Origin of the sequence: Nostocoides jenkinsii Ben 74 (genome assembly GCF_001046875.1) — a bacterium.
Lineage (GTDB): Bacteria > Actinomycetota > Actinomycetes > Actinomycetales > Dermatophilaceae > Nostocoides_A > Nostocoides_A jenkinsii.
Map to the genome: position 1 here is coordinate 2240465 of NZ_HF571038.1, position 21826 is coordinate 2262290.

16 protein-coding genes are annotated in these 21826 nt (G+C 70.4%); 6 read left to right on the plus strand and 10 right to left on the minus strand.

Features of this window, described 5'->3' with window-relative positions:
- Positions 1–96: 96 nt before the first annotated feature.
- Positions 97–537, minus strand: coding sequence for an SRPBCC family protein (locus tag BN13_RS10585; RefSeq protein WP_084733695.1), 441 nt, complete (start codon positions 535–537; stop codon positions 97–99).
- Between the two features lie 240 nt (positions 538–777).
- On the opposite strand from BN13_RS10585, the gene BN13_RS10590 reads away from it, so the two are divergent.
- On the plus strand, positions 778–1716 hold the full coding sequence (locus BN13_RS10590; RefSeq protein ID WP_048546669.1) for a hypothetical protein: 939 nt from the start codon (positions 778–780) through the stop codon (positions 1714–1716).
- Here the strand turns inward: BN13_RS10590 and BN13_RS10595 are convergent.
- On the minus strand, positions 1713–2459 hold the full coding sequence (locus BN13_RS10595) for a class I SAM-dependent methyltransferase (RefSeq protein WP_048546670.1): 747 nt from the start codon (positions 2457–2459) through the stop codon (positions 1713–1715). The two genes, BN13_RS10590 and BN13_RS10595, sit on opposite strands and share 4 nt — an antisense overlap.
- Before the next feature lie 101 nt (positions 2460–2560).
- Here BN13_RS10595 and BN13_RS10600 point away from each other — a divergent pair, with 101 nt between their 5' ends.
- Positions 2561–3133, plus strand: coding sequence for a GNAT family N-acetyltransferase (locus BN13_RS10600; protein WP_048546672.1), 573 nt, complete (start codon positions 2561–2563; stop codon positions 3131–3133).
- Here BN13_RS10600 and BN13_RS10605 read toward each other — a convergent pair.
- The 3 genes from BN13_RS10605 to BN13_RS10615 are packed head-to-tail and all read right to left on the minus strand — an operon-like array spanning position 3102 to position 6593.
- Positions 3102–4589: an aminotransferase class I/II-fold pyridoxal phosphate-dependent enzyme gene (locus BN13_RS10605; RefSeq protein ID WP_048546675.1), complete on the minus strand. Its 1488-nt coding sequence runs from the start codon at positions 4587–4589 to the stop codon at positions 3102–3104. The genes BN13_RS10600 and BN13_RS10605 overlap by 32 nt on opposite strands.
- Position 4590: 1 nt before the next feature.
- Positions 4591–5631, minus strand: a complete 1041-nt coding sequence (locus tag BN13_RS10610) for a hypothetical protein (RefSeq protein WP_157038548.1) — start codon at positions 5629–5631, stop codon at positions 4591–4593.
- Complete coding sequence (locus tag BN13_RS10615; RefSeq protein ID WP_048546690.1) at positions 5628–6593, minus strand: SGNH/GDSL hydrolase family protein; 966 nt, start codon at positions 6591–6593, stop codon at positions 5628–5630. The genes BN13_RS10610 and BN13_RS10615 overlap by 4 nt, the downstream gene beginning before the upstream one ends.
- Before the next feature lie 118 nt (positions 6594–6711).
- Between BN13_RS10615 and BN13_RS10620 the strand changes: the two genes are divergently transcribed.
- From BN13_RS10620 to BN13_RS10630, 3 genes are all read left to right on the plus strand, one after another.
- Positions 6712–8628, plus strand: coding sequence for a M3 family metallopeptidase (locus BN13_RS10620; protein WP_048546692.1), 1917 nt, complete (start codon positions 6712–6714; stop codon positions 8626–8628).
- A 112-nt stretch (positions 8629–8740) separates the two neighbouring features.
- A complete protein-coding gene (locus BN13_RS10625) occupies positions 8741–9916 on the plus strand; it encodes an acyl-CoA dehydrogenase family protein (RefSeq protein ID WP_048546695.1) in 1176 nt (391 codons plus the stop codon).
- A gap of 3 nt (positions 9917–9919) precedes the next feature.
- Positions 9920–10963, plus strand: coding sequence for an acyl-CoA dehydrogenase family protein (locus BN13_RS10630; protein WP_048546696.1), 1044 nt, complete (start codon positions 9920–9922; stop codon positions 10961–10963).
- Between the two features lie 86 nt (positions 10964–11049).
- On the opposite strand, the gene BN13_RS10635 is transcribed toward BN13_RS10630, so the two are convergent.
- The 5 genes from BN13_RS10635 to BN13_RS10655 form a co-directional block, all read right to left on the minus strand.
- Positions 11050–11727, minus strand: coding sequence for an ABC transporter ATP-binding protein (locus BN13_RS10635; protein WP_048546700.1), 678 nt, complete (start codon positions 11725–11727; stop codon positions 11050–11052).
- Positions 11724–12728: an ABC transporter ATP-binding protein gene (locus tag BN13_RS10640; RefSeq protein WP_084733696.1), complete on the minus strand. Its 1005-nt coding sequence runs from the start codon at positions 12726–12728 to the stop codon at positions 11724–11726. Before BN13_RS10640 ends, BN13_RS10635 begins: the two co-directional genes overlap by 4 nt.
- A complete protein-coding gene (locus tag BN13_RS10645; protein ID WP_048546703.1) occupies positions 12725–15688 on the minus strand; it encodes a hypothetical protein in 2964 nt (987 codons plus the stop codon). Before BN13_RS10645 ends, BN13_RS10640 begins: the two co-directional genes overlap by 4 nt.
- Positions 15685–18756 carry an FtsX-like permease family protein gene (locus tag BN13_RS10650; protein WP_048546705.1) on the minus strand — a complete coding sequence of 1024 codons (3072 nt, stop codon included), beginning with the start codon at positions 18754–18756 and terminating at the stop codon, positions 15685–15687. The genes BN13_RS10645 and BN13_RS10650 overlap by 4 nt, the downstream gene beginning before the upstream one ends.
- Positions 18757–18919: 163 nt before the next feature.
- A complete protein-coding gene (locus tag BN13_RS10655; RefSeq protein ID WP_048546708.1) occupies positions 18920–20563 on the minus strand; it encodes a DHA2 family efflux MFS transporter permease subunit in 1644 nt (547 codons plus the stop codon).
- Positions 20564–20889: 326 nt separating this feature from the next.
- Between BN13_RS10655 and BN13_RS10660 the strand changes: the two genes are divergently transcribed.
- Positions 20890–21826: hypothetical protein (locus tag BN13_RS10660; protein WP_048546710.1), on the plus strand; the 937-nt coding region annotated here is incomplete at its 3' end.

Sequence of the window (21826 nt, forward strand, 5' to 3'; positions counted from 1 at the left end):
ACTGTGGACACCTTGCAAGTTGTCCGCAGTTGACTAACTTGTGCTGAGGTGGCCAAAACCCAGCCAAATCGCGGTCAGAGCGCTCCAAAACCCGGGTCAGAGCGCTTCGGAGTCGATCCGGTCCAGGGCAGCATTCCAGTGCGCGGCGACCCAGTCGCGGTCGAGCCCGGCGTCGAGGTGGTCGTGCCGGATCTCCAACTCGGTCCGGTCATCCGACGCGGGCCGCAGCTGCACGTCGACCAGCGTCGCGGGGGCGTCGGCGTCGGCGTGCCAGGAGAAGCGGATCTGCTCCTGCGGGTGGAAGCTGCGGGTCACGCCATACGTCCCGTCGGCGGCATGCCAACTGGTCCCCTTCGTGCCCAACTCGCCACCGGAGCCGAGCAGCGCCTCGGCTCCGTGCGGGGCCATGAGGGCTCCCCATACGCTCGCGACCGGATGGTCGAGGACACGGCTGACGGCGACGACTTCGCGCGCCTCGGTCACATCCGGCAATCCGACGGATTCTGCGTCGGTGAGGGTCCCATCTGCGTTGGTCATTGCGCGCGCCTTCCTGTGAACGACGTCGTCCGGCCCGACACCTGTCGGTTGGCACGGCCTTGCTACCGGGCCATGCTTCGACCCTATCCCCGCGCTCGTCGAACCACGAGGGGCGGTATGCCGCGGGCTCACCTCGGCCGGTCGGGTACCCGTCCCCACCTCGGGAACCGATTCGGCGGCGCCGGAACCGATCGCGGGCATCGGGCGTCTGAGCCAACAACGAATCTGTGGAGGCACCCCATGTTGCGGACAACCGGCCCGACGAAACCCACCACCCGCCGAGCGCTGCTCGTCACGGGTGCCGCGATGCTTCTGGCCGGGTGCGGCGCGCAGGTCACCGGGTCGGCGGCGGGTTCCGCGAGTGGGACGAGCGCCGGCACCGGCAGTTCTGCCAGTGCCACAACCACGACGACGAAGGCCCCCTCGGGCACATTCGCCAAGCGGGCCGAAAAGGTCGCGGCGGCGCTGCGCTCGGACGGGACGCTCGCGGCATACCAGGAGAAGTTGATCATTTTGGAGCCTCGGGTGTCGTGGCCGGGGTTCACCGATGACCTCGCCAAGGAGGCCGCGCTCAGCGGCCGGGGAGCCCTCGCCGTGGACGCCCCCGTTCCCCCGTCGCCCATCCAGGTCGTCTTGGCGGATGGCACGACGAAGGACCTTCCGGTCCTTGGCGCCAAGGCCGCCGCAGGCGAGGCGCTGACCAACCCGTGCGGGCCGGCCGAGCGGTGCACGTTGTCCTTCGACTCGGCAAAGCTCTCCTCCGAGCAGGTCGCCACCAACAAGGGCGTGCTGGACCTACCCGTATGGCGATTCACCGGCGGCGGCATGACCGGCGCCGCGACGGTGATTGCCGTCGACCCGGCGGGGCTGGGTTCCGCGCCAACGGCACCCGACCCTGGCCTCGGTTACGAGGCCGGCATCGCCGGGGCGACCGCCATGTATGCCGTGTCCGACACCGCCGTGAAGTACGAGGTCGGCGTCGGCTCGTGCGACACCGACATCACGCCCTCGGTCTACGAGGCCGCGGACATCGTCGTTATCGGGGCGACCGTCACCCCGCCGTCGGGAGCCTGCGATGCGGCAATGCATCTCAAGCCCGTCGAGGTGACCCTGGCGTCACAGCTGGGGGCCCGGCCCCTCGTCGACGTCTCCTCCGGCATGATTCTGGCCCCCCGCTAAGGCCCCGCGTCGGGTTTGACCGCCTCAATCAGATAGCGCGTCGCCTGTGTGACCACGGCACCCTCCCGACGGATCTGGTCGTGCAGGGTGGCGAGGCGCGCGGCATACCGCTCGATGGAGAAGTCGGGCACCCACAGGAGTTTGCGCAGCGCGAAGACAACCGCGCCGATGTCGCGCAGTTCCACGGAGACGCGCGCGACCCGGGTGTCGAGGATGTCGAGCCCGGCCAACCGGATGGAGTCGAGGGTGTCGGCCAGCCGAGTCACCCCGCGATCGGGGCCCAAGAAGTAGTCCAGTAGCTCGAACCCGCCTGCCGGACCGAGCAATTGCGCGAGATAGCTGCCGCCCGGCGCCAGCACGCGCGCGATCTCGCTGGCGGAGGCGTGGGCCGGACCCTTGGCCGTCACCAGCTGAAAACTGTTGGCCGGCAACGGAAGATTCTCACCCTCGGCGTGCTCCAGCACCCAGACGCCGCGCTCGGCCAAGGCGGCACGGGCGGCGCCAACCTCCTCGGGGGTCGTCGTGGCGACCGTGTGGTCGGGAAGTTCCGGGACGGCCGCGAGTCGGGACCCGTCGCCGACCTGCAGGTCGAGCGCGCTGTCGACGCGCTGCAAGCGATCGGCGAGCACCTCCTCGAAGACCCACGACGTCGCCTCGCCGCCCCAGCCGAACATCCGGGTCACCGCCCAGCCACCCGGGTCGGAGCGCTCGCCCGCGACGAGCAACTGCGCGAAAGAGGCCACTTCCGCACCCTAGGGCGCGAGGCGCGCTGGCACCGTGGCGACCGCCACTCACTCCCGCGCACGCGGCGAGATGTGCGCCACACCCCCGGATAATCGGGCGTATGCCGCAGCGCCCACCCCGGGGTCGCCCCGTCCTGACGACCGATCGCCTTGTCCTGGAACCGATGTCCTGGGATCACCTTGATGTGCTCGCCGAACTCGACGCCGATGCCGAGGTCATGCGTTTCCTCGGCCCCCCGCGCTCCCGGGCGGACGTCATCGAGCGGATGCCCGGCCGGCTCAGCCCGAGCGATGATGCGCTCGGCCTGGGGTTCTGGTCCGGCTTCGAGACCGGGCCGCGGCCGGGACGCCGGTTCGCGGGGTGGTGGTGCCTGTCGCTCGAGGGCCCAGGTTTGGCCGAGTTGGGCTACCGGTTGCATCGGCATGCGTGGGGGCGCGGGCTTGCCAGCGAAGGCGCCGCGGCGTTGATCGACCACGGCTTCGGGACCGTCGGGCTGGAGCGGATCATCGCCGAGACGATGGCGGTGAACGCCGGGTCGCGCGGGGTGATGAGCCGGTGCGGGCTGCGCCATGCCCGCACGGATGTCCGCACCTGGGAGCACCCCCTGCCCGGGTGGGAGGAGGGCGAGGTGACCTACGAGATCACGCGGGCGGAGTGGGAGGCGGCTCGCTGACGGCGAGCAGGGTCGCGAGGGTGGGGTCCGCGGCATACGCAATGCGAACGCCGGCCTCCCTGGCCGCGGCGAGCGCGTCCACGACGCTGCGCGTGATGCGCTCTCCCGGGGCGAGGACCGGGATACCGGGCGGGTAGGGCGCGATCAGCTCCGCGCCGATCCGCCCGAGCGCATGCTCGATCGGGACGGGTTCGCGTGGGGCGAAGTAGGCGTCGCGCGGCGACATCGCCGGCTCCGGAACCACCGCGTATGCCGCGGGCGTCGCCACCGCGCGCGGCGCCCCTCGGTGCCGCTGGATCGTCGCCACGAGGAGGTCGCCAAGGCGGTCGAGATCGGCGGAAGTGTCGGCCAGCGTCACCATCGCCACGAGCGTGTCGCGGTCGGCCATCTCCACCGGCATTCCGGCGGCGATGAGGTCAGCCTCGGCCGCATTGCCGTCGGCTCCCGTCCCCGGCAGGACGAGGGTCACCTTGAGTGGGTCGACATCCGGACCGTCGAGGACGCGCAATCCGGGTATGCCGCGCAGTCTGGCGCGCAGGCGACTCACCGAGGTCAGGCAGTCCCCGAGCAGTGCCTCACCATCGCGGGCCAGCAGCGCCCGGGCCGCGTCGATGCTGGCGAGGATGGCACCGGCCGGGCTGGTGGTGTGGGTCGCGTCGATCGCCGCCGCGACGCGAGCCGGGTCGAGCCGACAGCACGGAGACGCAGCGCCCGGTGTCGGGTCGCCATCATCCACGTCGCCGCGGATCAGCACGAGCGCCGCCTGACTCCACGCTGGCAGGGTCTTGTGCGCGGACGTCACCACGGCGTCGGCCCCGGCTTCGAGCGCATGCCTCGGGAGGTCGGGATGGAACCCGAAGTGGGCAGCCCAGGCGGCATCGACCAGGAGCGGGACGCCCGCGGCGTGCGCCACCTCGGCGCAGCCGGCGATATCGCCGAGCGTGCCGACATACGACGGATCGGTCAGGTGCACCGCGGCGGCATCGGGGTGCCGGGCGAGAGCCGAAGCCACTTGGGCGGGAGAGATGCCGCGCGGCAGTCCGGTGTCGGGATCGACCTCGGGCAGGAGCCACACCGGGTCGAGACCGCCCAGCATCAACGCCGACACCATCGACCGATGCGCGTTGCGGGCCACCAGGATCGGCTGACCCGGTCGACCGACGGCGAGGGCAAGCGCCTGATTGCCGTGGGTGGAGCCGCCGACCGAGAAGTAGGCCGCCTCGGCTCCCCACAACCGGGCCGCGGCCGCCTGGGCTGCGTCCAGGGTCCCGGCGGTGAGCTTCATCGAGTCGAGCCCGGCATACAGAGGCACGTCCCCGCCGATGACGTCGCCGACGAGGTCACGCCGGTGCTTGTGCCCGGGAATGGTGAACGGGTGCCCCTCGCGTTCCTGGAAGGTCAGCCAGGCGTCGAGAAGCGGGGCATCGGAGCGCAGGTCGCGGGGGTCGGTGGGCACGTCAGTCGCCTTCCTGGACGCGGGCCAGTTGCTGAGCGGCTCGCTGGCGCGCCGCCACGGCGGCCGTGACGGCTTCGCGGGCGCGGGCGTCGGCCTCGAAGGCTGCCGCGAGCTCGGCTTCGGCCTGCGCCAACTCCTGCCCCATCCGGGCGACGCGAGCCTTGGCCTCGTCAAGCTGGGCGCTGGTGCGCCCGACGGCGGACATGGCGTGGGCGACCGCGCTCGCGGCCTCGGCGTATGCCGCGCCCGCCTCCTCGACCAGCCTCTCCACCGCGTCGGGATCCAACGACTCGGGAGTTAGAGCGGGCCCCGGGTCGGAGCGCGGGGCGGCGGGAGGCTCGGCACCAGGTTCGTCGCCATGTTGGTCGCGAAGTTCGTCGACTGGTTCGTCGCCAGATTCGTCGCGATATTCGTCACCAAGTTCATCGCGATCGTCGTCGCCATGCTCGTCGCGATCCTCCTCGCCCGGAGCGGCACGCTCCGCCTCGCGGTCGCGCAACCCGCGAATGACCCGCAAGACCGTCCCGCCCTCGGTCCGGACGACCGCATCCGCGAGATCGACTTCGCCGAAACCTGAGTAGGACAACGCCCGATTGAGGTGACCGGCCAGGACGGCCTCGGTCGCCTCGATGCTGGCCAAGGCGGCGATGACGGTGTCCCGGATTTCGTCGGTGGCCGCCGGGCTCAGCGCTGAATCAGCGGCACCGGCGATCTCGCGCGCACCAGCCAGCCAGTCGGCGATCAGGGCGTCCCGGTCGGGGCGCAGCGCGGACATCGTCGCTAGGTGCATCGTCGCCTGGGCGGCGCGCAATTGCTCGCCGACGGTCACCAGGCGCTCCGTCAGATCGGGCCGCGCGCGGACCAGGCCGTTGAGGATGCCGGCCGCCACGCTCGGTTTGCGGAGTTTGCCGATCTGTGTCGCCAGTGCTCGATCCTTGGCCGCGCGCGCCTGGGCGACCAACCGTGTCCGCGACGCCATGAACTCGGCGGGAGCCGCGGCATACAGCTCCTCGGCAGCGTCGCCCAGGGTGAGCGCAGTCATGGCCGGCCGGTCCGGCGGCACACCTGGGCGTCGAGCTCATGGAGCCGGGCCGAGGCATCCTCGTCGGGGAAGCCGGTCACGCCGGCGATATTGAGTCGATGCCCCAACGCCGCCACCTCCATCACGTCAAGGCCGTGCGCGGCCGCACCGGCAAGACTTCGCTCCGACGTCAGGTCGGGCAGAGCGAACGTCGGGGCCGGCCCCGGCACACACGGCCCCGGCTCGATGTCGGCATCGAGCGCTCGCAGTCGCTCTGCGGTGACACCGAGCGTCCCCAGCACTCCCTCGGCGTAGGCGTCGTGGCCGTCGCGGTCGGGGTGGAAGGAGTTGACGACGATCGGGCTCGGCCCGTTGATCCACGGATCGGCCGCGCACACGTCGTGGCCGGCAAAGCGCGCCGCGACGTCGACGAATTCAGCCCCGGCCGCCTCCGCAGCCCTCGCTACCACCGCATCGAGCTCGTCGGCGGCCGCGTTGAGCCGGCGCAGCTCGTGATCGCTGAAGAAGGTCGCGAGGTGGCAGTCGTGCGCGCCGAACAGCCGCGGATAGCCGGCGACGAGCCGACGCGCCTGCGCCGCGGCGGCTCGGACCTCGTCGTGCAAGTCCGCCAGAAGTCCGGGGAGGCGCTCGCGCAGGGTCACCAGTGCGGCGTCGATCACCGGGTCGCTGTCCCGCATCCAGGCGGGCTCGGCGCACGCGATAAGCACGGGGACGAAACCGATGTCGTTGCCGCCGACCGTCAGGGTCACCAGCTCGGTCGATGGCCCCAGCGCGCCCAACTGATGCTCGCGAACGTGTCGTATGTCCGCGCCAAGACACGCGTGATAGGCGAGCCGCACGCCCAGCGTGCCGGCCACGAGCACCGGATACCCGGCGGACGAACGCCAGCACAGACCGGTCGGTGCGCCGGCACCGACGCCGGCGGCATACGAGTCGCCGAGCGCGACATAGTTCGCTGACATGGCGGCAACCTTGCCAGAGCCCGCCGACAACCCCCTCCAGTCGGCAGGATCAACACCCGCCGCGCGCTCCCGACCGACTCGAAAGGCGGCTGTCCGACCCCCCGGTTAGCGTGTGCGTATGCCGAATACCCACCTTGTCCTCCCCGGTCCCGACGGCGACTGGGTCGCCTTTGTCGACGAGCGCATCACCACCGGGCTCACCACCGCCGCCGCGGCGGTGGCCACCCTTAAGGACGGCACCGCCCGCTCGGCGATGGAGGCGCTGACCGTCTGGGACCGCGGTGACCAGGCCCTCGGCGATGCCGCCGCGCTCGCCAGTCTCTTCGCCGAGGTGCACCCTCAAGTCGAGGTGCGCACCCGCTGCGAGGGAGGCGCCCAGGAGATCGCGGCCTTCGCCACCAAGCGGGCGGTGGACGGCGAACTATTCGCCGTGTTGTCGGCGCTCGACCCCGCCGACCTCGATGATGAGACCGGGCGACTGCTTCGGCTGACCCTGCGCGACTTCCGCCGAGCGGGTGTCGATCGAGACGAGCAGACCCGAGCCCGCCTGATTGAGATCAGCGACCGGCAGACACTGCTCGGCCAAGAGTTCTCGCGCAACATCCGTGACGACGTGCCCACCGTCCGGCTGCGGCCGGAGCAACTTGCCGGACTGCCGCAGGACTTCATCGACGCCCACCCGGTCGACGACGACGGCCTGGTGACCCTCACCACCGACTATCCCGACTCGATCCCGTTCCGCACCTTCGCCCATGACGCCGCGGCCCGCACCGAGTTGGTGACGGCCTTCCTGGATCGGGCCTACCCCCAGAACGACCCGATCCTGCACGAGTTGCTCGACCTGCGTGCCGAGCAAGCCGCCCTGCTCGACCATCCGGACTGGCCGTCCTTCGACGCCGAGGTCAAGATGATCAAGGAAGGCCCGGCGATCGCCGACTTCATCGACCGGATCAGCGCGTTGGCCGAGACTCCCGGCCGTCGCGACCTCGCCCTTCTCGAGGAGCGCGCGCGCCGCGACGACCCCGACCGCGGGCCACTGACCAGCGCCGACTCCGCCTACTACAGCGAGTTGGTTCGCCGCGAGCAGTTCGACGTCGACGCCCAGGAGGTCCGCACCTACTTCGACTTCGCGAAGGTCCGGGCGGGCCTGCTTGAGGTGACCGGCGCATTGTTCGGGCTCACCTACGTCCAGCGCACCGACGCGCCCGTCTGGGACCCGGCCGTCACGGCATACGACGTGATCCGGGAAGGAGCCAACATCGGTCGCATCTATCTCGACCTGCACCCCCGCGACGGCAAGTTCAAGCACGCGGCGCAGTTCACCCTCGTCAGCGGCGACGACGGGCGAGCACTGCCGGAGGGCACGCTCGTCTGCAACTTCGCGACCGGGTTGATGCCGCACCTCGATGTCGTCACGTTGTTCCACGAGTTCGGCCACCTGCTCCACCACATCCTCGCCGGGCAGCAACACTGGGTGCGATTCAGCGGCGTCGCGACCGAGTGGGACTTCGTCGAGGCGCCCTCGCAAATGCTGGAGGAGTGGGCTTGGGACCCGGGCATCCTGGCGTCCTTCGCGACCAATGCCGACGGGGAGCCGATCCCGGCCGACCTCGTCGCCAAGATGGTGGCTGCCAAGGAGTTCGGCAAGGGCCTGCAGGCGCGCACGCAGATGTTCTATGCCGCAACGTCCTATTACCTGCACAAGGACCGGCCGGCAGATCACGCGGCCTATGTCGCCGAACTGCAGCGCCGCTACGACCTCTTCGCCCAACTGCCGAGCACCCACTTCTCGGCGTCCTTCGGGCACTTGGAGGGCTACACCTCGGCCTACTACACCTATATGTGGAGCCTGGTCATCGCCAAGGACATGTTCAGCGCCTTCGACCGCGACGACATGCTCGCTCCGGCCGTCGCCGCGCGCTACCGCGACCTCGTCCTAGCCCGTGGCGGGTCCAAGGATGCCGCCGACCTGGTCGCCGACTTCCTGGGTCGCCCTTACTCGTTCGACACCTTCGGCGCGTGGCTGGCCTCGTGACGCCCCCCGTGCGTGAGCAGATTCACCCCACCCCCTCCAGGCGGAGCGCGGCCCACCTTGTTAGATGGGCGGAGGTGACCGGGTTGGCCGGACGCGGGCGAGGAGGCCACGGATGAAGCGGGGACTGAGCGAGCACGATCGCGCGTTCCGGGAGCAGGCGCGCGAGTTCTTCACGACCGCCATCCCGCAGGAGATCCGCGACAAGGCGGGCACCGGCGCCGAGCTCACCAAGGACGACATCGCCACGAGTCACCGCCTGCAGCACGAGGCCGGGTTCGCGGTGCCGGGCTGGCCGCTGGAATGGGGCGGCAAGGACTGGACCGACCTGCAGCGCTACATCTGGCTCGACGAGATGCAGTTGGCGGGCGTGCCGGCGCCGCTGGCGTTCAACACCAACATGATCGGTCCGGTCATCGCGGCCTTCGGCAGCGACGAGCTCAAGGCTCGATTCCTGCCGCCAACCGCCGCCCTCGACATTTGGTGGGGCCAAGGATTCTCCGAGCCGGAGGCCGGCTCCGACCTCGCCTCGCTGCGCACGACCGCCGTCCGAGACGGCGACGAATATGTCGTCAACGGGCAAAAGACCTGGACGACGCTCGGGCAGTATGCCGACTGGATCTTCATGCTCGTGCGCACCGACCCCAACGCGGCTAAGCCCCAGCAGGGCATCTCCATGCTGCTGATCGACATGACCTCCCCCGGCGTCGAGCTTCGGCCGATCCAACTCATCGACGGCAGCTACGAGGTCAACGAGGTCTTCTTCGACAACGTCCGCGTGCCCGCCGACCAACTCGTCGGGGAGGAGAACCATGGCTGGGACTACGCCAAGTTCCTCCTCGGCAACGAGCGCGTCGGGGTGGCCCCCGTGGGCTGGATCAAACGGCGTCTCGTCGACGCCAAGGCCCACGCCGCGACCATCGCGTCCGGCGACGGCACGCTCCTGGATGACCCGCTGATCGCCGCGCGCATCGCCGAGTTGGAGTGCGACCTGGCCGCCCTCGAACTCACCGTCCTGCGCGTCGCGGCCAATTCGCACGGCGGCAAACCCGACCCGGCCTCCTCCATCCTGAAGCTGCGCGGTAGCCAGATCCAGCAGGACGTCCTGGAGTTGGTGGCCGACATCGCCGGCCCGTCAAGCCTGGTCTGGGATCCCGCCGACGACACCCCCGACTGGGCCCGGCGATCGGTGCCGGTCTATCTCAACTTCCGCAAAGCCTCGATCTACGGCGGATCCAACGAGGTCCAGCGCGGGGTCATCGCCACCGGCATCCTGGGACTGAAGGGCTAAACGATGGACTTCGCATTCACCGAAGAACAGACCTCCCTGCGCGAGGCCACCCGCGACCTCCTCGCCCGGCATCACGCGGCTCCCGTCCCCGGCGATGCCGAACACGACCCGAAGCTCTGGCAGGCCCTCGCCGAGCTCGGTGCGCTCGGGTTGCCGTTCGCCGAGGACGTCGGCGGCATGGGCGCGGGCCCGGTCGAGGCCGTTGCCGTTGCACTGGAGTTGGGCAAGGCGGGGGTGCGCGCGCCATACGCCGAGTCGTTGACGGCGACGCAACTCCTCTGCTCCGACGAGGGATTCGACGACCTCGCGACGGCCGCCATCGAGGGCACGCGGCTCGTCGTGCCCGCGCTCTACGAGCCCAGCCGGGCGTGGTCCCCGACCCCCGTGGGCGTCACGGCAACGGCCGGTTCGCTCGCCGGGATTCGCGCCGCCATTCCGTATGCCGCGGCGTCCCCCGCCGTCGTCACCACCGCCTGCGTGGGTGACGCGGTCGAGATCTACGCCCTTGACGCGCCGACGTTCGCCGGAGCGACCGTGGACCTGGCCGGGCAGGAGGCGCGCGCCATCCCCGGTGGTGCGGCCCACGTCCAGCGCGCTCTCAACCTCGGCACGCTCGTGCTGGCCGCGGAGGCCCTCGGTGCGATGGAGGCGGCCCTCGGGCTGACCGTCGACTACCTCAAGACGCGCAAGCAGTTCGGCGTGCCGTTGATGCGCTTCCAGACGCTGACCCAGCGCGCCGCCGATATGTACACCAGCCTGGAACTCGCTCGCAGCGCGGTCTACTTCCTGGCGATGACCCTCGCCGAGAATCCCGACGACGACACCGCCGTCTCGCGGGTCAAGGTCATCGTCGGCAAGGCGGGTCGCCACGTCGGCCAAGAGGCCGTGCAGTTGCACGGTGGCATCGGCATGACGGCGGAGTATGCCGTGGGCCACCACCTCGCCCGCATCACCGCGATCGAGCACACCTACGGTGACACCCGCTTCCACCTCGCCAAGCAGGCTCGTCACGTCAAGGACAACGACTCGCGCGACTTGCTGAGCTGAGCCGCCGCGCCGCACCCGACAAGATCGGCCCGGCACAAGCGACCCCACCCCCGCCGCCCTTGCCACCCCGGCCCGGCAGCAGTCGGCTACGCCACCAAGTGACCGTCGGCGATCTCGATCACCCGATCGGCCAGCGACAGCAGCAGCGGATCGTGCGTGGTCACGATCGCCGTCATCGACTCGGTGCGCACCAGCGTCCCGATGAGGGTCATGATGTCGCGCGCGGTGTGCGAATCCAACTGACCGGTCGGCTCGTCAGCCAGCAACAGCCCGGGCTTCGCCGCCAACGCCCTCGCCAGCCCGACGCGCTGCTGCTGGCCGCCGGAGAGTTGACCCGGCACCTGGTTCTGGTGCCCTGCCAATCCGACGCTGGTGAGCACCTCGGTGACCCGCTCCTCCCGATCTCGGGGCGGAATCTTGTTCAGCCGCAACGGAACCGACACATTCTCCCGCGCCGTTAGGATGGGGATCAGCCCGAAGGACTGGAACACATAGGACACCCGCTCGCGGCGCAGCGTCAGCAACTCGGCGTCGGTCATCGCGGTGACGTCGGCGCCGCCGACCTCGATCCGGCCGGAGGTGGCGCGGTCGAGCCCACCGATGAGGTTCAGCAGCGTGGTCTTGCCCGAGCCGGAGCGTCCCTTAATCGCGACGTACTCCCCCTGCCGAATCGCCAGATCGATCCCGCGCAGCGCGTGGACGGCGTTTTCACCGGCCCCGAAGGTCCGCGTGATCCCTTCGATTCGCACATAGTCTGTGCTCATCGCGCGCCTCCCTCGCCTGGTCCGGCCTCGCCTGGTCCGGCCTCGCCTGGTCCGGCCTCACCACGTCCGCCCTCGCCCGGCACACCGTCGGTTTCCGCGCCGCTGGGCAGGTCCGGCCAAACCCCGATGTGATCGGTTTCGAGATCGAGTCGAACCCGGTCCCGCATGTCCAGGGCCTCGGTGAACTCCCGCGGAAGTTGCAGCCGTCCGGCGCGGTCGAGCACGGCATACTCCTCGGCGATCAGTGCCTCGCCGCCGTCGGAGCCAATCTCCGTGCGCCGACGCACCTCCGATGAGGTTCGTCCGTCCCGGATCCCGACGGTCCGTTGGACCTGCTCGCTCACCAGCGGATCGTGGGTCACCAACACCACCGTCGTGCCGTATGCCGCGTTGGCCCGCCGGATGGCCTCGAAGACTTCCGCCGAACTCTGGGTGTCGAGCTCGCCGGTGGGTTCGTCGGCGAGCAGCACCTTTGGTCGGTTGGCCATGGCCACCCCGAGCGCCACCCGCTGCTGTTGGCCGCCGGAGAGCTGGGCCATCCGGCGCTCCCCACAGTCCGGTATGCCGAGCAGGTCCAGCAACTCGGCCGCCCGCTCCGGCCGCTCACGGCGCGGCACCCCGGCCAGGGTCATCGGCAGTTGGATGTTCTCGCTCGCGCTCAGATAGGGCAGCAGGTTGTGCATCGCCTGCTGGAAGAGGAAGCCCACCGTCTGGCGCCGATAACGCACCCGGTCGCGCGCGGACATGGTCAGCAGGTCGGCGCCGGCCACCCGGGCCACGCCCGCGCTCGGCACATCCAGTCCGCTCAGGACGTTCAACAAAGTGGACTTGCCCGAGCCGGACGCACCGACGATGGCGACGACTTCGCCTTCTTGGACAAGGAGATCCAAGCCCTGCAGGGCGACGACCTCGACGCCCTCGGACTTGAAGATGCGCACCAGGTTGTCGCAGACGATCTGAGCCCCCGCGCCGAAGGCGGTGGCGGTCGCAGTCGCAGTCATCGGGTGTCTCCTGCTCGAAGGTGTTCAGCAAGGCGGGTGCGGCGGGCGCGGCGAGCGTCGACGGCGAGCGCCAGGACGACGATCGCGAGCAGCGCACCCGCCAGCGCCGCAGTGATGGGCATTGATGCGCCGAGACGTGGGAAGGGCGGGCCACCGGTGTAGGGCGACAGGTCGACGAAGGACGTCAAGAAGCGTGGGATGACGAGGCCAGAGCCAGTTCCCGCGGCGATAGCCGCCGCGGCGAGTGGCAGGACTTCGATCAAGCCGAGCCGCCATTCCCCGCCGTGACGCAGACCCATCGTGCGCAGTCGCACCATCGCGTCGGTGCGCTCGCGCCGCGTCGCAGCCAGCAATTGCAGCGCCGCCAGCAGGCTGAGTAGGCCGGCGGCTACCAGCGCGGCGAGAGTTCCAGCCTGGACCAGCCGTGGCAACGCGCGCTCGGCGATGGCATTCGCCAGGCTGGGCCGTGAGGTGACCCCTTGCGACAGTTTCGTCGGGGCCGACGACCCTGCCAGCTCCGCCGCCGCCGCGTCGGTCGTCTGGAGAAAGACCGTGTTGGGTTGGGTCGACGGCTTGACCGCCTGGAGCGTGTCCAGCGGCACCAGGACGACCGGGAGTGCGGTCTTGCCACTGGTGCCCCGCGCCAACGCGGGATCAACCCCAACCACCCGAATGCGCACCAGCACCGCGTCGACGGCCAACTGGAAGTCCGGACCCGGGGCCTTCAGCGGGGCGCTGACCAGGGCCGGGATCACCGCAGTCCCCCCGCTGCTCCCCGAGCCTGTCGTGTCACCCGAACCTGTCGTGCCACCCGAACCGGAACCGTCGCCCCCCGCCGCCGATCCACTCAGCCGCGCGGGATCAAAGGCGACGGGCGTGCGGTCCAGGGCCGCGGCATACGCCTGCGGGTCGGTCGCGACGAGCGCCACCGATTGGTTGCCCGACCCGGCTGTCGCGCTGAGCTGCGTCGTCGCAAGATAGGCCGGCACGGCGGCCCCCACGCCAGCGCGCTCCGCGAGCGGCGGTAGGTCGGTCGCGTCGATTCGAATGGCATCGATGCGCACGTCGGCGCCGACGCTGCGGTAGGTGCCGGCCACGCGTTCGCGATCGATCGACACCCAGATCGTGGTGAGCAGCGTGGTCACCGTCGCCGCGATGACCAGGATGGCGACCGGCAGACCGACCCGCGTCCCGTCGCGCGCCGACCGGGCCAACCCGAGGAAGCCGAGCAGTGACCGCGTCCGCGCCAGGCCGCGGGCGGCCAGGGTGACCAGCAGGGGATAGGTCCGGAGCAGCACGACCGTCGCCGCCAGGGCGAGCACAACCGGGGTGAGCGCCCCCACCCAGTCGGCCGTCCCGAACCGGATCTGCTCGCCGCGGCTGCGCAGGCTACTCGTGACGAAGTAGGCCCCCGCCAGCACCGTGAGCTCGATCGCCAGGCGCCGTGCCCACCGCCCTCCTGCGCGATCGCCGGTGCGGTGCGCCGAGCGCAGCACCACCAGGGTCGCAACGACGGCCACGATCAGGACCATGAGCATCGGCGCCACGACCAGCGCCACGCTCTCGGCCCGCGTCCGACCCGGCGCGAGCGCGGCCACGACCGCCACCGCGAGGACTGCCGGGATCAGCCAGATCGCGATCTCGGACAGAGTCAGTCGCGCGACCTGGCCGGCGGCGGCGCCTCGCGTGCGCAGCAGGCCCAACTCCCGGCGCCGCTGCCCCACGATCGCCAAGGCGAGTTGCGCCATCGCCAACGCCGCACCCACGACGAGGGCAAGCACGATGAAGAGCATCAGCGCAGAGGTGCTCGCGACAGCACGTTGATAGCGGGCCAGCACGTCGCGCAGTCCCGTGACGACCTTGGGGATGTCGGGTCCCCACCTGCTCCCGGCGAGGTCAAGGCGCGACACGCCATCGGCGAGCACGTCGACATCGCCCCGATCGACCCGCTCATCCGCGATCGGATAGCGCCACTCATGCACCAGTCCGGACGAGATCTCACTGGAGCCGTTCTGGAAATCTCGGTAGTCCTCCGGCAGGGGATAAAGGGCGGCGCCGAACGGCCCATACGCCTCGGGAGCGACGATCAGCGCGATCTCGGGGATCGATCCCCCGTCGGGCGAGGGGAGTCCGGCCGCGCGAACCATCCGCTGCTCAGCGTCCCAGAAGGGGTCTGCGGCGTCCTTCGGCGTATATGTGCCCGCGATCTCGACGACGAAAGGCTGCGGTTGGGCGTAGGACGGGCCCTGCCCCACCGCGTCCAAGCGCATCCGCGTCCCGACACCGATGCCCCACTCGTGGGCGGTGCGGGTGGCGATGGCGACCGGGATGACCTTGGTCGGGCGCGGCACCTGGTCGCCGTCGATCAGATACGGCACCGTGGCCGTATGCCGCGGGAGGCCCGGCATCTCGCCCGCATCCCACGTGACCTTCTCGGGGAAGCCAGACTGCAGCCGCGCCACCGCCTGCCGCGTCGGCTGGTCGGTGCGGGGCCTCCCGGCGTCGTCCAGGATGGAGACGCTGGAGCTATCGGCCTGGGCCGAAAAACTGCCTCCCCCGACGAGCGCGGCGGCCGGGCCCAGAATCTCGCGCGCCTTGGCATCGACCCGCTCCTGCGGAGACACGGGTTCGCCGCCGAGCATCGCGATCGGCACGCCATAGAACCCGAACTCACTCCCCCGCGTCACCGAGAGGTTGATGTCGCGCAGTCCGCGCGCCGAGTCCCGCAGTTGGTCACCCAATGCCTTGTCGTATGCCGCGTCCGCCAGCCGCGGCGTCGCGAGGACCAGCGTCGTGGTCAAGGCCGCGACGAGCGCGAGCAGCACCCCTAGCCCGACGCGGCGCAGGTGCCGGCGCAGCAGCCGCCCCAGGGTCAAGGCGCCACCGCGAGACCCGCTCGCCGCGCGGGCATGGGCGCCGCCCCTAGCGTGGGCTCCGGCGCGCTTCAGGGGGCGCATCATTCACCCTCCTGCGCTCGCAGTTGGGCGCTCAGGTCACCGGGGCCGCGGACCAAGAGCGCCGCCACCGCCACTAAGACAACGCTCACCCCGGCCACCAAGATCAGCAGCGCCGGCCAGTTGAAGGCCAACACCACCGGCGGAACCTGCGCGTGCCCATCGCCTGAAACCAGCAGCGGCATGACCAGCCAGGATGACAGGGCCGCCACCCCAATGCCGACCACCGCCGTCAGCGCGACCACGACGGTCCGCTCGACGAGCAGCACCCGCCGTTGCGCGCGGGGGCTGTAGCCGAGGGCGGTCAGGACTACGCCTTCCTGGCGTCGCTGCGTCGCCAACGCGGTGGTCGCCGCCGCGAAACCCAGCGTCGCCAGCAGTAGCGCCGCCGCTGTCAGGACGCCCATCGCCGTGCGCATCCCAGCGTTGACGCTGCTCTCCTGGCGCGCGGCAAGGACGTCATTGCGGTCGATGATCGTGCCGATGCGCGCCCTGTCGGCGGCCAGCGCCGTCAGCGCGTGCGCCGGATCGACCGGGTCCAGCCAGTATTCGGTCGCCGTCAGCCGTCTGATCCCGCTGACCGAGTCCCCGCTCGCGCCGGCGGCCCGCTGTACGACGCCGAGGTCTGCCAGGACCCCGAGGTGCGGGTTCGTTGCCGTCGGGAGGGCGTCGATCAACCCCACGACCTTGGCCGTGCGGGCGGAGGAGACCATCGTCAGTTTCAGTTCCGCACCAACGCCTACCTTGGTCGTGCTTGCCAAGTCGCGCGTCATGAGCACCGGGACCGATCCCGGGTCCGGCATCGGCGGCGCGAACACCCAGGTCGCCCCGCGCCACTCCCCCGCGAACGTTCCGAGCTCCAGCGACGTCGACCCTGCGGTCACGCTGCTCATGGTCAGGCGGGGGCGCAGGCTCTCCTCCATCAACCCGAGGTAGAGCCCGTCCAGGGTGAGGCCGACGAGGCGCACCGGGCCGCGGAAGCCCGGCGCCGGCGCCGTCAGGGACACCCGCTGCTCGCCGCTGGTGAACTCCAGCGGCAGCGAGAACCATTGGCCGGCAGCATCGGCCAGCACAAGTTGCGCGGTGAGGCCGTTGTCGCCAAATCCCTGCTGGTCGGCGGTCCGCGTCTGGACGGTCAACTCCGTCGTCCCCTCGGGAATCTCCACACCCACGGGCTTCTGGTCGCTCGGCACCAACCGCTGGATCAGGTCCGACCACGCGGCGCCGCTCAACAGGTCAGTCCGCGGCGTCATCACCTGTCCCGCGCGCACATCCGCGGCGAGCAGACTGACCCCGCGCAGCCCGCCGACGTCGATGCTCTCGCGATAGACCCGCATCGCCCGATCCGCACCGCCGGCGGCATCGGCCAGCACCGCTGGCATGCCCGGGTCGCCGAAAGCCGGGCCGCGCAGGGCCACCCGCAAGGGCGCTCCCGTCTCGAAGGCCGACTGGTCCACCATCGAGCGGTCCACGGTGGCCTTCTGGCTCACCGCGAGCGAACCCATGGTCAAGCACAACAACACGAGCAGCACCGACCCCGCCTGCGTGCTCATACGCCGCGCCACCTGCCACCCGGCCCACGCCCGACCCAGGGTGTCCCCGCCAGCGGCCCAGCGCGACCCGGCCCGCGCCAGCAGCGGGATCAGCCGCAGCGCCACAACACACAGCCCGCCGATCACCAGAACCGGCGCGGCCAGGGTGAGGGCATCGATCGTGCCCTGATCGGCCTTGCCCGCGTAGCGCCGCAACTGCACGACCCCCAGCGCCCCGAGCAGCAGAAGAGCGACGTCGAGCCCCGCTCCAGTCAGCACGGACAAGGCCTTGCTGCGCCCAGACGCGTCCCGCTCGACCCGCAACTGCCCGTGACGCAGGCTCGCGACGAGATAGACCACCAAGGCGAGGGCGGCGCCGGTGGCGACCGCTCCCCATACGGACGACTGCTGGAGCGTATGCCGATAACTCGCCGATGCGCCCTCGAATCCGGAGGCGTGGGCGAGCCGCGCGACCACGAGGGGGGCTAGGAGGAGTGCCGCGGCGGCACTCACGCCGATGACGACCAGCGCCTCGGCGACGGCGAGGAGAAGTAGTTGGCCGGTCGAAGCGCCGCGGGTGCGCAGGAGGCGGGTCTCGCTGTCGCGCAGCATCGCGAGCTGGCCGACGGATAGCGCGAGGGCCGCACCCCCGAGCAGGAGCAGCAACAGCATCGGGGTGTAGAGCACCCGGTCGGTGCGATCACCCAGCGCGGCGGCCGCGCGCAGGACCTGGGGCATCTCCCCGCGGACCGTCGCGTTCGCCATTGCCGGTGCGGCCTTGAGTTCTGCGATCGCGATGTCGGCGGCACCGGCGGCCGAGGCGGCCGTTGCGCGGTTGAGCCCATCCGGCGGGACGTCGACGGCGAAGGTGGCGCTCGTCTGCGTGCTGAGGGTGGCGGCCGGGACGATCATCGGGCCGTACTGCGTGAAGTCGCCCTGCGCGACCCCGGTCAAGGCGAGAGGAAGCAGACTCCACAGGGGCGAGGCGGGATCGGACACGGCATACACCCCGACGACTTCGACCTCGAGGGGACCGGCCTGGTCGTCGATGAGATCGGTGAGGCCGGCCCGCGTGCCGAGCTGCCAACCCAGCGCCGTCGCGGCAGCCTCCGGCACGGCGATCGGGATCGGGGCGTCCGTGCGCAAGGTCGGCCACGCACCGGCAGTCAGCCTCGCCACCCCGGCGATGTCGGGCGACTCGGCGAGCTGGATGCGGTCCTTGGCCGCCCCACCGGCGAGGCCGCGAGAGGTGGCGACGCGCGCGGCATACACCCGCCGGCCCTCGATCCGCCCGCTCAGCTGCTCGACCGCCTTCCCGACCTCGGCGATCCGATCGGGTCGCAGCGTCGTGCTGATCCGGATGAGGCGGGCCTCTTCGGTGCTCGCCAGCACGCTGCTTCGCACGCTCGCGTCGGCGATGCCGCCGGCGAAGGCGCGCAGCGAAGCGACCACGAGCAGGCACAGCATGAGCGTCGCGATCACGGCGGCCATGGCCGAGGGGTGCAGGCGCCACCGGCGCCGCAGGACGGCGACGAGACCCACGGCAGCCCCCCCTCAGCATCGACGCCGGGCCCCCGTGACCCGACCCGCGCCATTGTGCACCGTCCTACCGACACCCCTCCCAACGACGACCCTCCCAACGACGAACCGGTCACCTCGGCGCAAGGCCGAGCGTGACCGGTTCGTTAGGGCGACCCATTGGTCGTCAGTGCATCAGCACCGGCGGCGGGGCATCCATGTCATCAGTCAGGTGGCTCTCCTCGTGCTGGCGAGGCAGCATGAAGGCCGGGATGAGCGTCAGCGCCACCAGGAAGGCGGCGACCAGGAAGCTCGACCCGAAGACCTTGCCCATCGCGTCGCGCACGGCGCTCAGCAGGGCAGCTTGACCAGCGGCTTGGTCGGCTCCGGCCTTGGCGAGAATCTCGGCAACTGCCGGGAACTTCGCCAGGATCTGCTGGATCTGCCCCGGGTCGGTCACGTTTTTGGTGGCTTCACCGAACGCGCCGGCCTGGGAGACAAGGGTGTCGTTCTTCAGCCCGCTGGTGAGCACGACCGACATGATCGCGACGCCGACGGAGCTGGCGATCTGCTGGGTGATGTTCAGCAGCGTCGAGCCTCGTGCGACCTGATGCGACGTCAGCGTCTTGATGGCGGACGTCATGATCGGCATCATCGTGCCGCCCATGCCGAGGCCGAGCAGGAAGAGCACCGGGATGATGTAGCCCCAGTAGGACGTGTCACCGTCGACGCGCGACAGCAAGAACATGCCGATGATGATCGCCACGAGCCCAAACGGCACGATCCGCCCGACCGGCTTCTTGTCGGCCAGCGCGCCGGCGATCGGCATGGTCAGCATGGCGCCGATGCCTTGCGGGGCGACGAGCAGACCGGCGTGGAGGGCGTCCTCGCCGCGAACCGTCTGGAAGTAAGTCGGCACCAGCAGCAGGCCACCGAAGAAGGCGGCGGCGAAGATGAACATCGTCACGGTCGCCACGGTGAGGTTGCGGTTGGCGAACAGTCGCAGGTCCAGCAGCGGGTGCTCCGGCTTGAAGCTGTAGAGCACGAACGCGATCAGCAGCAGCAGACCCGCGGTGCCCCAGCCGATGACCTTGGCCGAGAAGAACGTGCCTTCGCTGGGGATAGCGGAGATGCCGTAGAGGAACATCGCCAGACCCGGGCTCATCATCAGCATGCCGAGGAAGTCGAAGGACTCGGTCGGCTCGGGCCGGTCCTTCGGCAGGGCCCACGCGGCATACGCCAGGGCGATCAGACCGAGGGGAAGGTTGATGAGGAAGATCCAGTGCCAGGAGACAGTGTCGATCAGGTAGCCACCGAGGATCGGGCCCAGGATGGGGCCGAGCAGCATCGGCACCCCGAGGATCGCCATCAGGCGACCCATCCGGTGGGGGCCGGCCGCCCGGGTCATGATCGTCATACCGAGCGGCATGAGGAGACCACCACCGAGGCCCTGGATGACCCGGAAGAGGATGAGCATGTTGATGCTCGTGGCCATCGCGCACAGGACCGAACCGGCCGTGAAGAGGGCGATCGCCAACATGTAGAGGCGCTTGGTCCCGAAGCGGTCGGCCGCCCACCCGGTCAGGGGGATGACGGTCGCGAGCGCGAGGGTGTATGCCGTGACCGTCCAGGCCACGGTGGAGTAGGCGAGGTCTTCGCCGCTCTTGGCGAACTCGTGCTCGAACGTCGGCAGCGCGACGTTGACGACCGTGATGTCGAGGATCGACATGATCGCGCCGAGCACGACGACGCCGGCGACCTTGAGGACCGCGCCGTCGATCTTGTCGGAATAGGTGTCGACGGGTGCGTCAACAGGGGCAGGGCTAGACAAAGGGTTGTCTCCGTCTGTGGAAAGGGGGCCCGACTAGGACAGCTACTCGTCCCGGTGGCGACGCTGTCTCCGGCGGCGGGTCGTGGCAAGACGGGTGGCGGCGTGATGCGCCGCAATTCATCAAGGTTAGCAGTTTGAACGTTCACCAATCGACGGATTTCCTGGGGCGTCGGCCCTGACGAGGTTAGGACTTTCGCGCGGACGAGCGGGAGCGCCCAAGCGAACGCCTCGTGACCGTTCGGCGACACGACAACCGCAGCGGTTGACACCCCCTGACCCGCACTGTTGGGTGAACGAGACCCGTTCGCCACTGCTGGAGGTCCCCCATGTTCGGTCACGGCAGCGCGCGGCGGCGCGCTCTGACACTCGCCACCGCCTTCGCGACGACCACGGCGGGACTGGTGGCGGTCGCCCCGGCGAGCCACGCCGCCGGTGAGGCGGGATTGTCGGCGCTCGACGCGGCATACGTCCAAAGCTTTGATTCGCTGGTCAGCTCCGGCACCGGGGTGGAGAGCGACCTCCCGGCGGGCTGGACCCTCCTTGAGGCGGGCACCAATGCCAACACGTCGTATGCCGCGGGCACCGGCTCCGGGACGGGCGGTGACACCTATTCTCTGGGCACCGCGGGTGCTCCCGATCGCGCGTTCGGCAGCCTCAACAGCGGCAGCAACTCCCCCACGGTGGGGGTGGTGCTGACGAACTCGACTGGCGCGACGATCACCTCCCTCGACCTCGCGTTCACCGCCGAGCAGTGGCGCCTCGGCGGCGCGACCACGGCTCGGACCGACCGGCTGGTGTTCGGCTACAGCACCGACGCCACCGGGCTGGCCGATGGCACCTGGCTCGCGGCCCCCGCCCTGGACGCGACCTCGACACTCACCAGCGGCACCGCCGCCGCCCTCGACGGCAACGCCGCCGCCAACCGCTCCGCCGTGACCGGGTCGGTGACCGGCCTCAGCGTGGCGCCTGGCGCGCGGATCGTGCTGCGGTGGGCGAGCCAGGACGTCTCCGGGTCGGATGACGCGCTCGGGATCGATGACCTGTCGATCACGCCGCGCGGCATACCGACGGGGGGACCGACAGATCCGAGCGGCACCGGCTCGGCCGACCCGACGTCGATCGCTCAGGGCGGGCAGACGACGCTGACGGTCGCGGTGACCCCAGGCACCAACCCGGCGAGCACCGGCCTAGCCGTGTCGGCGGACCTGACCGCCATTGGTGGCTCGGCGACGACGCCGCTGCTGGACGACGGGGTCGCGCCGG

What these genes read in the sequence shown, in the direction of transcription:
- BN13_RS10630 (WP_048546696.1), top strand. Translation starts at nt 9,920, where the DNA reads ATGGACTTCGCATTCACCGAAGAACAGACCTCCCTGCGCGAGGCCACC.
- BN13_RS10590 (WP_048546669.1), top strand. Translation starts at nt 778, where the DNA reads ATGTTGCGGACAACCGGCCCGACGAAACCCACCACCCGCCGAGCGCTG.
- BN13_RS10645 (WP_048546703.1), bottom strand. Translation starts at nt 15,688, where the DNA reads ATGATGCGCCCCCTGAAGCGCGCCGGAGCCCACGCTAGGGGCGGCGCC.
- BN13_RS10615 (WP_048546690.1), bottom strand. Translation starts at nt 6,593, where the DNA reads ATGTCAGCGAACTATGTCGCGCTCGGCGACTCGTATGCCGCCGGCGTC.
- BN13_RS10610 (WP_157038548.1), bottom strand. Translation starts at nt 5,631, where the DNA reads ATGACTGCGCTCACCCTGGGCGACGCTGCCGAGGAGCTGTATGCCGCG.
- BN13_RS10585 (WP_084733695.1), bottom strand. Translation starts at nt 537, where the DNA reads ATGACCAACGCAGATGGGACCCTCACCGACGCAGAATCCGTCGGATTG.
- BN13_RS10620 (WP_048546692.1), top strand. Translation starts at nt 6,712, where the DNA reads ATGCCGAATACCCACCTTGTCCTCCCCGGTCCCGACGGCGACTGGGTC.
- BN13_RS10635 (WP_048546700.1), bottom strand. Translation starts at nt 11,727, where the DNA reads ATGAGCACAGACTATGTGCGAATCGAAGGGATCACGCGGACCTTCGGG.
- BN13_RS10600 (WP_048546672.1), top strand. Translation starts at nt 2,561, where the DNA reads ATGCCGCAGCGCCCACCCCGGGGTCGCCCCGTCCTGACGACCGATCGC.
- BN13_RS10640 (WP_084733696.1), bottom strand. Translation starts at nt 12,728, where the DNA reads ATGACTGCGACTGCGACCGCCACCGCCTTCGGCGCGGGGGCTCAGATC.
- BN13_RS10625 (WP_048546695.1), top strand. Translation starts at nt 8,741, where the DNA reads ATGAAGCGGGGACTGAGCGAGCACGATCGCGCGTTCCGGGAGCAGGCG.